The sequence below is a fragment of the Alterluteimonas muca genome, assembly GCF_021191595.1.
Taxonomy (GTDB): domain Bacteria; phylum Pseudomonadota; class Gammaproteobacteria; order Xanthomonadales; family Xanthomonadaceae; genus Luteimonas; species Luteimonas muca.
In genome coordinates, this window is sequence record NZ_JAIWPS010000011.1 from 1 (window position 1) to 15,921 (window position 15,921).

A 15,921-nucleotide genomic window follows, 5' to 3' on the forward strand; every position below is an offset into this window, starting at 1 on the left:
ATCTCCTTGCGGGTCCGCTTGCGCTTGCCCATGCCTTCGGCATCACCGAACGTCAGCTGCATCGATCGTCACCCTCATCGCGTTGCGCTATTGTCGCCCACGTCGGGGGAGTTGTTCAGAGTTTCCCAAGGGGCGTCACCTGGACAGATTCTTTGCGAAGACGCACGAGTACGTCCTTGCGTTTGCGAAGGACGCACGATTCACGACCCTAACGGGAGCGCCGAAGACCGAAAAGATGATTGCGGAATACAAGGACGAGGACGCCGACGGTCGCTATCGCTTGCTTGAACTGCGAAATCGCAACTCGGCGTTCAATCCAAAGACGCGGCCAAACCTCTACTTCCCGATCTACGTAGCGCCGAAAACGGGGAGTGTGTCTACGGAGCAGGACAGTTCGCATACCGCCGAAGCGCTGCCGTTGGATTCCAATGGTGAGCCAACGTGCTGGACGTGGAGTGTTCCTAAGGTTGAAGCGGATCGGAAGCTGCTTGTCGGCCGCCAGACTGGCGACGGCAGTTGGCGGGTTTTCCGGAAGGATTATCTGAGTGCCGAAGATGGCACCGAGAGCACAACAAAGCCAAAGACCATTTGGTTAGACGCCGATCTAAATATGGACCTGGCTCGCAAAACGTTGTCCGAGGTCATGGGCGCCAATCCCTTTGATTTTCCCAAGCCCGTCGCGCTCGTGCAGAAGCTGATTGAGCTCGTACCGAATCAGGATGCACTCATCCTTGACTCCTTCGCCGGCTCCGGAACCACGGCCCACGCCGTGCTGGCGCAAAACGCCAAGGACGGCGGCAACCGCAAGTTCATCCTGGTCGAATGCGAGAACTACGCCGACACGCTGACCGCAGAGCGCGTGCGCCGGGTGATCAACGGTTACAAATACACTGGCACCCAGCGCGAGGAGCTGCTGCGCCAGAAGCTCACGTTCTCGCAACTCAAGAAGGCCAATCAATTGTTGGATCAGGTGGCGCTGGTCGAGCAGAAAAATGAGGGTCGCTTCGACAAGGTCAAGGCCACGGTCAAGGACGGCGAGCTGGTCGTCACCGGCGAGAAGGCTGTCGCGAAGAAAACGGACGGGCTGGGCGGCGGCTTCACCTACTGCACGCTCGGCGACAAGCTGGAGCTGGACGACCTGCTGACCGGCAAGTCGCTGCCGTCATTCGCGGCCTTTGGAGGATACCTGTTCCACACCGCAACCGGTCAGCCGCTCGATCCTGCCAAGGTGCGCGAGGGTGACGGCTACCTGGGCGAAAGCGCGCAATACCACGTCTGGCTGGTCTACCGGCCCGATCTGGATTACCTGAAATCACGCGAGGCGGCGTTGACGCTGTCGCTGGCCGAGACCATCGCCGCGACGGCGAACGACAAGCCGCATCTGGTGTTCGCACCCGCCCGGTTCGTGCCGCAGAAGAAGCTGCTGGAGCTGGGCGTCGAGCATGCGCCGCTGCCGTATGCGCTGTACCGCATCGAGAAAGGCTGATCACGCGTGCTGGTGCTGATCGACGAGAGCGGCGACCCCGGCTTCAAGCTGGTGCGCGGTTCGTCGTCGCACTTCGTGATCGCCATGGTGGTGTTCGACGACTTCGCCGAGGCTGAACGCACCAGCGCGGCGATCGGCACGCTACGCCAGCAGCTGGCGCTGAAGGCCGAGTTCAAGTTCTCCAAGTGCCACGACGACATCAAGGATGCGTTCTTCGACTGCGTGCGTGGCTGCCGCTTCAGCGTGCGGGCTCTGGTGGTGGACAAGTCGGCGATCTACAGCGAGAACCTGCGCGAGCGCAAGGAGCTGTTCTACAACTTCTTCGTCAAACTGCTGCTGGCGAACGACCACGGCGTGCTGACCGATGCGCGGATCAAGATCGACGGCAGCGGTGACCGTCGTTTCAAGAACGAGCTCAATACCTACCTGCGGCACCAGCTGCAGCCGGGCCAGGTGCGGAGCATCCGTTTCGCCGAGTCGCACCGCGACAACCTGATCCAGTTGGCGGACATGGCCTCGGGCGCCATCTTCCGCTCATACCGGGCGGATGACCGCAAGCATGCGGACCGTTGGCGGCAGGTGCTGGCGCGTGCGGGGAGGCTGGGGGACGTATGGGATTTCCGCTAGCCCAAAAGACGAAGGGAGCGACGTGGTCGCTCCCTTGTCCGCACCTTCGGCCTAGTCGGGCGATTGCCCGGCAAGCACACCATACGGAGACGGTTCGGTCCGAAGGGGCTCGGTACCGGGCATCTTACGGAATTCCGTTGCCGTTGCAAGCGCCACGAGGCGCATGCCGACGGGGAGAGGAGTGAGGAAAAATCAATGAAATTCAAGGATTTTCAGGAAAATGTGCTGGCCACCCTGAGCCTTTATCTGAACGCACTTTCGGATCAGGCGGCCATGTCGGCCAAGCAGGCGGCATTGGCGGCCGAGCATCCCGATGCCGGTATCCAGGTGGCGGACTTCACCCGGAAGGCCTGGGACGCCATGGCTGCGGCAGGGAAGCTGCCGGCCGCGCGCGCCGAAGTTCCCTTCAGCCCGCGCGTCAGCGGCGCCGGCAAGCCTGTGCCCAATGTCTGCCTCAAGGTACCCACCGGCGGCGGCAAGACGTTGCTGGCGGCGGCGAGCATCTCGCGCATTCTGGGCCAGTGGCAGCGGCAGCGCACTGGCTTTGTCCTGTGGATTTGCCCCAACGAGGCGATCTACTCACAAACCCGCAAGGCACTGCGCGACCGCGAGCACCCCTACCGCCACATGCTCGACCAAGCCAGCGGCGGCCGCACCCGGATTCTGGAGAAGGATGATCCGCTGAATCGTGCCGACGTGGACGGCAACCTGTGCGTGATGCTGCTGATGCTGCAGTCGGCCAATCGCGAGACCAAGGAATCGCTGCGGCTGTTCCGCGACCGCGGCAGCGTGCATGGCTTCTTCCCGGCGGCGGACGACCGCGACGGTCATGCCCGCTGGCTGGAAGACGTGCCCAACCTCGACTATTACAGTGACGTGGCCCTGCACTGGCACGTGGTCAAGGATTCGCTGGGCAATGCGCTGCGCGCGATCCGTCCCATCGTGGTTTTGGACGAGGGGCACAAGGGTTACTCGAAGCTGGCGATGGACACGCTGTACGGGTTCAACCCCAGTTTCGTGCTGGAGCTGTCCGCGACGCCGGCCGACCGGCCGAAGGACTCTCCGCCGGTGTACAGCAACTGGCTGTGCGACGTGCGCGGCACCGACCTTGACGACGAGGACATGATCAAGCTGCCGATCAACGTCGCGGTGAAGGCCGGAAAGGACTGGCGTGCCTGCTTGCGCGAGTCTCTGGCTCAGCTCGACGCCCTGCAGGCCGATGCGGAACGCCTGCATGCCGATTGCGCACGCTACATCCGGCCGATCTGCCTGGTGCAGGTGGAGCGGACCGGCAAGGACCAGCGCGACGGCAGCCACGTGCATAGCGAGGATGCATTCGAGTACCTGATGACGCTGGGCCTGCGCGAGGACCAGATTGCGATCAAGAGCGCCGAGCGCGACGACCTGAGGGCGCCCGAGCGGCAGGACCTGACCAGCCCGACCAATCCGGTGCGCTTCATCATCACCAAGTCGGCGCTGCAGGAAGGATGGGACTGCCCGTTCGCCTACGTGCTGTGCTCGCTGGCCTCGGTCAGCAGCAAGGGCGCGCTCACGCAGCTGATCGGCCGCATCCTGCGCCAGCCGGATACCGAGAAGACCGGGATCGCTTCGCTTGACGAGTGCTACGTGCTGTGTGTGCACAGCAAGACGAAAGACGTGATCGCCGCGATCAAGGGCGGGCTGGAGCAGGACGGCATGGGCGACCTTGCCACCCAGGTCAAGACCAGGGATGGCGGCGATACCGGCGACAGCACCACCATGAAGCGTCGCAAGGGCATGGAGTCGCTGCGTATCTTCCTGCCGCTGGTGCGCTGGGTCGAGGACGACCGGGTGCGTGACCTGGATTACGAGATGGACTTGTTGTGGCGGACCGATCCGCTGGCCATCGACGTGGCGCCGCTGGCGAAGCGGTTGGCCACGGGGGATGCGCAGGCCGCATCGCACTTCATGCGTATCGGCCTTGTGGAAGGCCGCGAGTTGCTGGAGGTGCAGGACCGCGAAAGTGTCGGGGAAACGCCCGGCTTCGATCCTGTGCATGCTTGCCGCGCCATCAGCGACCTGGTGCCCAATGCTTGGCAGGCGCGGGCACTGGTGGATCGTCTGCTTGACGAGTTGGCCGGCGCCGGAGTTGATGTCTCGAAGATCGGCGAACGCGCCGGATTGATCATCGATCAACTGCGGTTGCATCTTGAAGCTGCTCTGGACGCGATGGCCGAGGCAATCTTTCGTGACGAAATCGCGACCGGACGAGTGCAATTCAGCCTGCACACCGATGGACGCAACTACCAGGTGCCCGAGACCTTCGAAGCTGCTCTCGCCAAGCCCCTGCGCGGCCTGTTGCGCGACGATGGCGTACAGGCGGAAAAGAGCCTGTTCGTGCCGGCGACCGAGGACGGGCTCAACGGTCTGGAGCGCAACGTGGCCTGTTATGTGGATGGCAAGGCCGCGACCCACTGGTGGTTCCGCAACGTGGCGCGCAGCCAGTACGGGCTGCAGGGCTGGCGCAAGCACAAGGTGTACCCGGACCTTGTGGTGGCCGTGCGCCAGGAAGGCGCCAGCGAGCGCGTGCTGGTCCTGGAGACCAAGGGCCAGCACCTAGATAACCCCGATTCGCGCTACAAGCGCGACCTCCTGGACCTGCTGAGCGGCAACTACAGTGGCCAGGTCGTCGGCGACATGGCGTTGGACCTCGGCGACAACCGCGCGTTGCACTGCGAACTCGTGCTGGAGAACGATTGGCAGGTGCGCTTGGCCGCGCTGACCCACTGACTTGGCGGTACACCAGCGGTACACCGCGCAGTTCTTGTGCGTTGCAGCAAGCTAACGTAAGTTATTGATCTTCAAGTAAAACCGGCTAACATGGGCTAACGCCGGTTTGCCTTGAGAATCAGCAAGTTATTGATTCAAAAGGCAACTTTTAATCCGCTGGTCGATGGTTCGAATCCATCACGACCCACCACTCCCGAGACGTATTGCCGCGCAAGCACATGCATGTGCCGCTGCGGGTAGCGGCTGCGCGCACTGCGCTGAATCACAGCGCGCGTCCCGCGTAGATTCGTCACCGCCTTGAGGCGCATCACGCGTGACTCGCGCCCGTCACAGCGGCGCTCCCTCAGGCATCCGCGGAGGTTGTCCAGCGGCCCCGCCGGCCAGCTCGTCGTTCGAGGTCGAACGGCTCAAAGCGCCTGCTTGGCGAACTCGGCATTGAGCGCGAACACGAACCGGCCGACCTCGGGCGTGATGCACGCGTTGAAGGAGCCGGGGTCGGCGCAGCGCGCGTCGGCCTGTTCGGCATGGCGGCGTACATCAGCGGCAGCCAGCACCGCGCGCGCGCGCGCATAGCAGCGGGCAGCGGTGGAGCCTTCACGAAGCGGCCCGTGCTTGGTCATGCAATAGGTCATTGCGCTGCCGAGTCCGGCCGCGCTCATTGCGTAGATCGACTGCGGCGCAGCCTGCGGCCGGGCGGTCTGGGCGAAGACGGGATGAAGCGAAGAGACCGCCAGCAGGGTGGCGGCGAGCGTCAGGTTTTTCATGGCGACGTTATAGCAGCCTGGCGGGCGCTCTCGAGCCAGTCCGCGTGCAGCAACGCCTGAAGGGCTTTGGTCGCAACCTCTGAATGTGACGCGCGCTGTCAGATTTTGCCCCCTTCCACAGGTGTAATGACCCAGCGGTTTCTGCTCAGGTCAGTCCGCTAAAGCATAAGCCTCAGCGGGTGTCTTCATGCCCAGCGCCTGGTGTGGGCGCCGATAGTTGTAAAACTGGATCCAGTCGCCGATCACCCGGATCGCGTGCTGCTGGGTTTCGAAGCGGTGGCGGTGCGCGCACTGCTCCTTCAGCGTCCGGATGACGCGCTCGACCATGCCGTTCTGCTGCGGGCAGTGGGGGGTGATGAACTCCTGCTTCAAGCCGTAGCTGCGGACCAGTCGCGTGTAGTGCCGGCTGGTGAAGACCAAACCGTTGTCGGAGCGAAGCAGGAACGGCACGGGGACGCGCCCGAGCGTGCCGTAGCGGGTGATCAGGGCCTGCTCGAGAGCGGCGGCCGCGGTGGTTGCGCGACCGCTTCGCGAGAGCTGCCAGCCCAGCAACTGCCGGGTGTGGCAGTCGATCACCAAGGCCAGCGTCAGCCAGCCGTCCCGGCCGCCCCAGATCCGGCACAGGTCGGTCGCCCAACGCTCATCCGGCCCTTGCGCGACGGAGGGCAATGCCTGGATTCGAGGTCGGCGGCCAATGGCCCGCTTGCGGACCTGCCAACCCTTGAGCTGGAAGATCCGCTGCACCGTGTTCTTGTTCATGCCAAGCAGTCCAGCCACCGTGCGGTAGCCGAACGATGGCTCCTCCTCGATCAGTGTCTTGATCGGCTCCGCCAGCTCCGGCTTGACCGTCGGCGGCGCCTTGGTGGGCCGGTAATACATCGTGCGCCGCGCCACGCCAAACCAGCGGCACAGCTTCACCATCGAGACCTCGAACCCATCGTCCCGCAGTCCCTGCTGGATCGAGACCATCAGGTCTCGTCCTTGCCCAACAGGGACGTCAATTTTTTTCGGGCGCGCAGCTCCAGCATCGCTTCGCCGTAGGCTTCCTGCAGATCCTTGAGCTGCCGCTCGTACTGCTCCCGGACGTCCTCGGGCTTCGCTCGCAGGGCGTTCTCCATCCCGCGCTTTGCGTCGTCGACCCAACCCTCGATCTCCGACGGGGTCAGGTCGAACTGCCGGCTGGCCTCGGCCACCGTCGTCTTGCCCTGGATGATCTCCAGCACCAGCGCCGACTTCCGCCGCGCCGTCCAACGCTTGATCTCTTCTTCCATCACTTGGCTCATCGTGCTCTCCGTGAAAAGGTAGCACCTGAGCAGAAAATCACTGGGTCATTACAAGTTGGTATAAAGAATGCTCTTTGAGCAGCACATCCATTTTAACTGCCAAGTCAGTCGCGTTTTCGGCTTGGTCGATACGCGCGATCAGAGGAGAGCATTAATGAATAGGATTTTCCGCCGGGTCTGGAATTCGACCCTGATGCAGTGGGTGGTGGCTTCCGAACTGGCCTCGGGACATCGTCCCGCCGGCATGTCGTCCACGCTGTCCGGACTGGTCGGCGGCGCCCGGAACCCTGCGCTGCCGATCTCGGCCCTGTGCATCGCGCTCCTCAGCGCGCCGCTGGCCGCGCAGGAGTTCACCGTGACAGATGGCACCAACGATGCCGCCATCGGTCCTGACGGCACGGTGACCTTCACCGGTGATCCCAACATCCGCGTGACCCAGACCGGCACCGACGACGATGCCGTCATCGAAATCCAGCTGGCACGCGACATCGACGTCGATTTGGTCACGGCCGGCGCAACGCGCATCGATACAACCGGCGTGGCCATCGGCCCTGATGTCAGGCTCGGCGCCAATGGGCTGACCCTGGGCGCCGGTGCACCCAGCATCACCACGGCCGGAATCCAGGCGGGAAATCGCGTCATCTCCGGTGTCGCGGCAGGCAGCGCCGTCGACCACGCGGTCAATCTCTCGCAGTTGCAGGCCGTGCAGGCGCAGGCCGGTGCAGGCTGGAATGTAGCGGTCGGCGCGACTGCCTACAACATTGGGCCCAACGGCCGGGTCACGTTCTCGGGCGATCCCAATCTGGGTGTCGCGCTGAACGGCGCCGCTGATGCGGCAGGCGTCGCGCTCACCCTGAATCGCAATCTCAACGTGGACACCGTCACCACCGGCGCAACCGTGACGTCCACGGCGGGTGTCGCGGTCGGCGGCGCGGTGCGGCTGTCTTCGACCGGTCTGACCATCGCCGGTGGTCCGAGCGTGACCACCGCCGGCATCAACGCGGGCGGCTCGCGCATCACCAATGTCGCCGACGGTGCGGTGAACGCCGTCAGTTCCGATGCGGTCACCGGCCGGCAGATCTTCGGCCTCTTCATCGAGGAAGGTGCAGGCGGCGTGCGTTACTTCCGTGCGCGATCGGCGGAAGCGGATTCCCAGGCGCTCGGCGACGAGTCGGTCGCCATCGGCGCGCGTTCGGTCGCGGGCGGCGACAGCAGCCTGGCGTCCGGCGATGGTGCCGTCACCACCGACGGTGCGACGGCTGCGATCGCGATCGGTCAGGGCGCTGTCGTCGGCACGGCGTCTGCCACAGCGCCGGACGGCGCGGGTGGCGTCGCGATCGGCCGCGCTGCATCCGCGGCGGGCAACCGCACCATCGCCCTCGGCGACGGCGCCCGCGTGGCATCCGAATTCGTCGCCGACGCGCTGGCTATCGGCACCGGTGCGAGCGTGTCCGGCGCGCAGAGCAACCAGGCGACCGCGATCGGTTTCCGGGCAACGGCCAATGCAGGCAACGCGACCGCGCTTGGTGCGCTGGCGGCCGCGAACGGCCGCGGCAGCATCGCCATCGGCCAGGCCACGGCGAATGGCGGTAACGCGTTCGCCGCCGGCAGCGGCGCGCAGGCCATTTCGCCCAACGGCATCGCACTCGGCACCGGGGCCGGCGTCGGCACCCGCGGTACGGAGGCAGGAGACCGCACATCGCACATCGCCATCGGTACCGGCGCAGGCACGAATGTGGTCGGCAACCAGACGACGGCGATCGGCTTCCAGGCGGGCACGGGCGTGCTGGGCGACCAGAACATCGCGATCGGCAGCCAGGCCGGCACGGCCGTGAAGGGCGATTTCAACATCGCGATCGGTTATCGCGCCAACCAGGGCGCGGGTGCCTTGGATCGCGGCACCGCGATCGGCGCGCTCGCGTCGGCATCCAGCGATTCGGCCGCGTTCGGCTACAACGCACGCACCACCGGCGTGAGCGCGGTGGCGATCGGCACCGAGGCCTCCGCCGCGGGCCAGGGCGTGGCCCTGGGTCGCAGCGCGTTCGCCGAAGGCGGCAGCGCGGCGATCGGCTTCAATTCGCGTGCACTCGCCACTGATGGGGTGGGCACGAGCTTCCTCACCGGCAGCACCTTTGGCGACGGCACCGTGGTCTCGGTCGGCAGCAGCGCGTCCAATCTGCAGCGCCGCATCGTCAACGTGGCCGACGGCGCGCAGGGCTTCGACGCGGTAAACGTCAACCAGCTGCGCGCGGCGCAGACCGCGACGGCAAACCTGGTCGGCGGCAACATTACCGTTGGGCCGGACGGGAACTACACCGGTTATGTCATCGAACTGAACAGCGTAGATGGCCCGCAGCGTTACACCACGGTCGCCGAGGCGATCCGGGCGGTCTCCAGTGGCGCGGTCAGCGTAACGCCCGGCAATGCGGTGATCCGCAACGCGGACGGCACCATCACGACGGCCGCCGCGGTCCTCGGCGACCAGGCCGTCAATCTCGGACAGCTCAACGCCGCGATCGACGCGAATGCCTCGCGCTACGTGAGCATCAACTCGACGGATCCGGCTAATCGCGACAACTCCGGCGCCTCGGGCACCGACGCCATGGCGATTGGGCCGCAGGCCGATGCGGATGGTGACGGCGGCCTGTCGGTCGGCTATCGCGCGCGCTCGGTCGGCGATGCCGCCAGCGCGCTCGGCAACAACGTCGCGGCGCTCGGCGACCGCTCCACCGCGATCGGCAGTTCGAGCCAGGCGTATGGCGACGGCACTGTCGCGATTGGTGACCGTGCTGTCGCGAACGGCCTGAACTCCGTCGTGATCGGCACCAACGCGCAAGCGGACCGCAAATCGCCGAACGACACTGTCGACAACGCGGTCGTGATCGGTACCGATGCGGAAGTGACGGCTGACAACGGCATCGCCGTCGGCAACAGCGCGCTCGCGTCCGAGCGCAATGCCGTCGCGCAAGGCTTCGATGCGCACGCCGTTGCCGAGAGTGCGGTCGCCACCGGCACCCGTGCGCGCGCCAGCGCCCTCAATGCGCAGGCCAGCGGCACGGATTCGGCGGCGTCGGGTGTCAACTCGATCGCATCGGGCACCGACAGCCGCGGCCTGGCCTCCAACGGTGTGGCGATCGGCACCGCCGCGGTGTCGGGTTTCGCGCCGCAGCCCGGCGAGGAAGGTCTCAACATCAACACCATCGCGATCGGCAACGGTGCGCAGGCGGTGTACCAGGATGCGACTGCGATCGGCCGCGCGTCGCGTGCATCGCAGACGGCGTCCACTGCCATTGGCGATGCCGCCAGCGCGAGCGAGGAAGCGGCGCTGGCACTCGGCCGCAACGCGAACGCCAGCGGCGTGTCGTCGATCGCCCAGGGCGATGGCGCGGTCGCGAGCGCGGAGGCTGCGCAGGCACAGGGTCGCGGTGCGAACGCCAGCGGCGTCTCGTCGAACGCGCAGGGCGATGGCGCGATCGCGAGCGAAGAGGCTGCGCAGGCACAGGGCCGGGGTGCGAATGCCAGTGGCATCTCGTCGATCGCGCAGGGCGACCGTGCGCAGGCGTCGGCCACGGGCGCGACGGCATCCGGTCGTGGCGCGCAGGCCACGCAGGCGTCGGCCACCGCGCTCGGCGACGATGCGCGCGCAACCGGCATCAACGCGATTGCTGCAGGCCATGCCTCGCGGGCTTCGGGCGCGGCTTCGGCTGCGTTCGGCAACGATGCACAAGCGACGCTGGCCAATACGCTGGCGCTGGGAGCAGCGTCGCGGGCGACTGCCGCAGGCGCCTCCGCAGTCGGCAGCGATGCGCAGGCCACTGTCGCGGGCGCAACAGCGCTCGGCCAGGGCACGCGTGCGACGCATGCCAACTCGGTCGCGCTGGGGCACAACGCAGTGACGGCGGCAGCGGTGGCGACGCTAAACGGGACGATCGACAACGTCGTTTACGATTACGCCGGCACCGCGCCGGTGGCGACTGTGAGCGTTGGCACGGGTACCGAGAAGCGGACGATTACCAATGTCGCCGCGGGTCGGGTGACTGATACCAGTACGGATGCCATCAATGGCAGCCAGCTCTTCCGCACCAACCAGGCGGTGAACGCGCTGGGCACCAATCTGGATTCGCTCGGCACCAGCACCGCCGCGGCCTTGGGCGGTACGTCCACCTACAGCCCGACGACGCATCAGGTGACGGCCGGTCTCACGGTGGGCGGCACTCCGCACACCAATGTGCAGGACGCACTGAATCAGGTGGACGCGACGGCTAACGCTGGCTGGAACGTTACCGATGGCGACACGGCTGCGAATATCGGCCCCAATGGGCAGGTGACCTTCACGGGCGACAACAACCTTACGGTGACCCAAACGGGCGTCGATGACGGTGGTGAGATCGAAATCACGTTGAACAAGGACATCGATCTCGGCGTCGATGGCAGCCTGACGATGGGCGATACCGTGATCGAGACAAGCGGCATCGCCGTCGGCAACGCGGTCAAGCTCGGCGATACTGGTCTCGTGATCGCGGGAGGTCCCAGCGTGACGACGTTGGGCATTGATGCCGGCGGCCAGAAGATCGTCAATCTCGCGCCTGGAACGAATCCCACGGATGCGGTGAACCTCAGCCAGCTGACCAACACGATCAACAGTAGCGCAACGCGTTATTACAGCGTCAACTCGACGGGCGGTACGAACCTACAGAACGATGGCGCAATTGGGGCCGATGCGATCGCCTCTGGTAAGGACGCCAGCGCGCAGGGTGCGCGCAGCATTGCCGTGGGGCTGGGTGCGCAGGCTCGTGCACAACCCAATGGCATTCCGAACGTCCCGGGACTTTCAGCAGATAATTCGGTTGCCATCGGTTCAAGCGCAGTTGCCGGTAACAGCAATGCGGTGGCATTGGGCCAAAGCGCTCAAGCAAACCGTAGCGGTTCGATCGCGATTGGGTCGGGCGCGCAGACTCGTTGGGACGGTAGCTTGCAGTCCAATCAGTTCTCATCGCAGATCGCGATCGGCGCCGGTGCATACACAGGAACTGGCGCAGGTACCGGAGCCATGGCACTTGGTAGCGGCGCATCGGCCGATGGCGGCAACATCCAGACTGCAATCGGCTCTGGCGCGACGGTGCGCGGAAACATTACAACTGCCGTCGGCGCACAATCCACGGCGAACGGCGACACCGTTGCTGCCGTTGGCGTGCGCGCGCAAGCCTCCGGATTCGATAGTGTCGCCTTTGGTACTCTTGCAACCTCCGGCCGCAACGCTGCAGGCGCTAGTGTCAGCTCTGCATCCGCGATCGGCGTGTACAGCGCCGCACAGGGTACAGGTGCCTCGGCGATCGGCACTGGCGCGTTCGTATTCGGCAATGGCTCGGGCTCGGTGGCGGCGATTAATCCGAACGTCGCGCGGATCCAATGGGCGGCCAAGAACGACACGGTCTTCAGCATCGTGGGTGGCAGCGAGAACTTTGCCGTTGGCAACCGAAATTTGGTTGGCGGAACCTCATCCAACAACGTCGCTTTCGGCAACGACATCAAGCTTGGTGCAAGCGCGGCGACGTTCGAGGAACGGACAGTCGTGCAGAACGGCGTTTCGATGCGTTACTACGTGCCGACCTTCACAGACCAAGTCGCGATCACCAACTCGGTAGCCATCGGCCAATCTGCTCGGGTAGGCGCGAGCAACAGCGTTGCGATCGGTCAAAACGCCAGTGCGACAGCGGCGAACAGCTATGCGGGCGGCGCAAATGCTGTCGCGAGTGGGGCAAACGCAGTGGCCTTGGGTAACCAGGCCCAGGCATGGGACGCGGGCGCAATCGCCGTGGGTAACGGCGCAATAGCCGCTGGTGCCTTTAGCATTGCGCAGGGCCAACGTGCGACGGCATCGACAACGGGTGCCATTGCGACAGGCGTCAACGCGGTGGCCACCGGTGTGCACTCGATCGCATTGGGATCCAACTCGGTGACTCAGCACAACAACAGTGTCGCGCTCGGCGCCAGCTCGGTGACGGCTGACGCGGTCGGCACGGCCGGCGTCACCCTCAACGGAACGGACTACCTCTTCGCAGGTACCACGCCGACCAGCACGGTCAGCGTCGGTCGGGTGGGCGAAGAGCGCACGATTACCAACGTTGCTGCAGGCCGCATCAGCGCGACCAGCACCGACGCGATCAACGGCTCGCAGCTGCATGCGACCAACACTGCGCTCGACGAGGTTGCTGGCGTGGCGAACGCCGGCTGGAATGTGACCGCTGAAGGCGCCAACGGCAGCAATGTCGGGGTCAACAGTGCGACCGGAAACACTGTCGACTTCAACAACAGCGACGGCAACATCGTCGTGTCGAAGGCGGACACCAGCAACGACGTCACCTTCGACCTGGCCGATGACATCGAAGTGGACAGCCTGACGGCCGGCAACACGGTGGTCGACACGACGGGCGTGACGGTCGACGACGGCGCCGGCAACAGCACGTTGGTGGGCGCAGGCACGATCGACGTGACCGACGCAACCGGTACGACCACGATCGCGGGCAACATGGTGTCGGTGGGCGGTGCGAACCCGATCGTGATCAGCGGCGATGCCGGCACCATCGGCGGTTTGACCAATCGCACGATCGATTACCCCGGCTTTGCGGACGGCACCGGTCGCGCTGCGACTGAAGATCAGCTCGACCTGGTGAACCAGACGGCGAACGCCGGCTGGAACGTGACCGATGCTGCGGGTAATACGGCGAACATCGGCCCCAACGGGCAGGTGACCTTCACCGGCGACTCGAACCTCGGCGTCGCGCAGACCGGTGCGGATGATGCCGGTGTCGTCGCGATCACGCTCAACCGGGATCTTGATCTCGACAGTGTGACCACCGGTAACTCGGCGCTCGATAGCGATGGTCTTGCGGTCGACGACGGTGCGGGCAACAGCACGCTGGTCGGCGCTGGCACCATCTCGGTGACCGACGCGGGCGGCACGACGACAATCGGTGGCAATGTCGTGTCGGTGGGCGGCGCGAACCCGATCGTCATCAGTGGCGACGCCGGCACGATCGGCGGCCTGACGAACCAGACCATCACTGCGCCCGGTTTCGCCGACGGCAGCGGCCGCGCGGCGACCGAAGAGCAGCTCCAGCTGGTGAACCAGACGGCGAACGCCGGCTGGAACGTCACCGCGCAGGGACAGAACGGCAGCAACGTGGCCGTCAACAGCACGACCGGCAACAACGTCGACCTCAACAATGCCGACGGCAATATCGTCGTGACGAAGTCGACGACCAGCAACGACGTGACCTTCGACCTGGCCGACGATCTGGAGGTCGAAAGCCTGACCGCGGGTGACACCGTCATCGACACCACGGGCGTGGCGATCGGCACCGACGTGAAGCTGGGCGACACCGGTCTGACGATCGTCGGCGGTCCGAGCGTCACGCTCGCAGGCATCGATGCGGGCGGCGCGGTGATCACCAACGTCGCGGCCGGCAGCGCGCCGACCGACGCGGTCAACGTGAGCCAGCTCACCGACACTGTCGAGACCAACCGCACCAAGTACTACAGCGTGAACTCCACCGGCGGCGGCAACTTCGACAACGACGGTGCCACCGGCGACGATGCGATCGCAGCAGGCAAGGACGCGACGGCTGAAGGCGACGAAGCGATCGCACTCGGCATCGGCGGTGCAGCGGCAGGGGATGGCGGCATTGCGATCGGCGCGCGTGCGCAGGCGTTGTCGCTCAACAGCCTGGCCATCGGTACGGGCGCGGTGAGCAGCCACGCCAACAGCATCGCGCTGGGCGCAGGCTCGGCAACGACCGTTGGCGCACAGACCGGCTACCAGGGTGCGTTCGTGGGCAGCAGCGATTCCACCGGTGAGCTCAACGTCGGCGGTCGCCAGATCACCGGTGTCGCCGCGGGCTCGGCAGCGACCGATGCGGTGAATGTCAGCCAGCTGCAGGGCGGTGTGGACTACGCCATCAATGAGGCCAACAGCTATACGGATGGTCAGATCGACGGCGTCAACAACCGCATCGATGTGATCGATGGCCGCGTGACGGCGATCGAGGGCGACATCATCGATATCCAGGGCGATATCACGGATATCCAGGGTGACATCGTCGACATCCGCGGCGACATCACCGATCTCGATGATCGTGTGTCCAGTGTGGAAGGCGTGGTCTTGGAAGTGGGCGGTCGCCTCGACAGTCTCGAAACCGGCGCCAGCGGCCCGTTCCAGATCAGCCAGGGCGAGGCCTATGTCGCGCCGACGCCGAGCGGACAGAACGCATCGGCAGGTGGCAATGGCGCAGTCGCGAGCGGCAACAACAGTGTCGCGCTGGGCAATCAAAGCCAGGCCACGGGCGCAGGCAGTACGGCGGTCGGGCAGGGCGCGAAGGCAACGGCCACCAACAGCACGGCGCTGGGTCAGGGCGCGACGGCGAGTCATGCCAACAGCGTGGCGCTGGGCGCGGGTTCGGCCACCACGGTCGGCGCCCAGAGCAACTACAACGGCGCGTATGTCGGCAGCAGCAGTTCGACGGGTGAAGTCAACGTCGGCGGTCGCACGATCTCGGGCGTTGCGCCCGGCATCGCGGGCACCGATGCGGTCAACGTCAACCAGCTCACCGGTGGCGTGAACCAGGCCATCAATGTGGCCAACCAGTACACCGACGGTCGCATCACCCAGATCCAGGACGACATGTGGTCCATCGAACGCGGTTACCGCGGAGCGACCTCGTCGGCGATGGCAATGGCGGGTCTGCCGCAGGCCTACCTGCCGGGCAAGAGCATGCTGGCGGTCGGTGTCGGCGGCTACCAGAGCGAGTACGGCATGGCCGTCGGTCTCTCGGGCGTCACCGAGAACGGGCGCTACGTCTACCGTGCGCAGGCCAGCGGCAACACCGCGCGTGACTGGGGCTTCTCGGTGGGTGCAGGTATCCAGTGGTGATAAACGGGCCCGGCCGTTGCCGGGCCCGTTGTTCCATTGACGAGATCAGGGATTCGACACCGC

General features: G+C 65.4%; 7 protein-coding genes. 4 read left to right on the forward strand and 3 right to left on the reverse strand.

Features of this window, described 5'->3' with window-relative positions; all coding sequences use genetic code 11:
- Positions 1-82 precede the first annotated feature (82 nt).
- The 3 genes from LDO11_RS12420 to LDO11_RS12430 all read left to right on the forward strand — a co-directional run bounded on the left by LDO11_RS12420 (position 83) and on the right by LDO11_RS12430 (position 4,882).
- Complete coding sequence (locus LDO11_RS12420; RefSeq protein WP_232141916.1) at positions 83-1,486, forward strand: DNA methyltransferase; 1,404 nt, start codon at positions 83-85, stop codon at positions 1,484-1,486.
- A gap of 6 nt (positions 1,487-1,492) precedes the next feature.
- A complete protein-coding gene (locus LDO11_RS12425; protein WP_182669304.1) occupies positions 1,493-2,113 on the forward strand; it encodes a DUF3800 domain-containing protein in 621 nt (206 codons plus the stop codon).
- Between the two features lie 195 nt (positions 2,114-2,308).
- On the forward strand, positions 2,309-4,882 hold the full coding sequence (locus LDO11_RS12430; RefSeq protein ID WP_232141826.1) for a DEAD/DEAH box helicase: 2,574 nt from the start codon (positions 2,309-2,311) through the stop codon (positions 4,880-4,882).
- Positions 4,883-5,289: 407 nt separating this feature from the next.
- Here the strand turns inward: LDO11_RS12430 and LDO11_RS12435 are convergent, their stop codons facing one another.
- From LDO11_RS12435 to LDO11_RS12445, 3 genes are all read right to left on the reverse strand, one after another.
- On the reverse strand, positions 5,290-5,646 hold the full coding sequence (locus LDO11_RS12435) for a hypothetical protein (protein WP_232141827.1): 357 nt from the start codon (positions 5,644-5,646) through the stop codon (positions 5,290-5,292).
- 150 nt (positions 5,647-5,796) lie between these two features.
- A complete protein-coding gene (locus LDO11_RS12440; protein ID WP_232141828.1) occupies positions 5,797-6,615 on the reverse strand; it encodes an IS3 family transposase in 819 nt (272 codons plus the stop codon).
- Entirely contained in the window at positions 6,615-6,929 is a 315-nt protein-coding gene (locus LDO11_RS12445) for a DUF1153 domain-containing protein (RefSeq protein ID WP_100323853.1), read from the reverse strand. Before LDO11_RS12445 ends, LDO11_RS12440 begins: the two co-directional genes overlap by 1 nt.
- A gap of 154 nt (positions 6,930-7,083) precedes the next feature.
- On the opposite strand from LDO11_RS12445, the gene LDO11_RS12450 reads away from it, so the two are divergent.
- The gene (locus LDO11_RS12450; RefSeq protein WP_232141829.1) at positions 7,084-15,858 is read left to right on the forward strand and encodes an ESPR-type extended signal peptide-containing protein; all 8,775 of its coding nucleotides are present in this window, start codon (positions 7,084-7,086) and stop codon (positions 15,856-15,858) included.
- Positions 15,859-15,921 lie beyond the last annotated feature (63 nt).

What these genes read in the sequence shown, in the direction of transcription:
- LDO11_RS12430 (WP_232141826.1), top strand. Translation starts at nt 2,309, where the DNA reads ATGAAATTCAAGGATTTTCAGGAAAATGTGCTGGCCACCCTGAGCCTT.
- LDO11_RS12435 (WP_232141827.1), bottom strand. Translation starts at nt 5,646, where the DNA reads ATGAAAAACCTGACGCTCGCCGCCACCCTGCTGGCGGTCTCTTCGCTT.
- LDO11_RS12440 (WP_232141828.1), bottom strand. Translation starts at nt 6,615, where the DNA reads ATGGTCTCGATCCAGCAGGGACTGCGGGACGATGGGTTCGAGGTCTCG.
- LDO11_RS12445 (WP_100323853.1), bottom strand. Translation starts at nt 6,929, where the DNA reads ATGAGCCAAGTGATGGAAGAAGAGATCAAGCGTTGGACGGCGCGGCGG.
- LDO11_RS12450 (WP_232141829.1), top strand. Translation starts at nt 7,084, where the DNA reads ATGAATAGGATTTTCCGCCGGGTCTGGAATTCGACCCTGATGCAGTGG.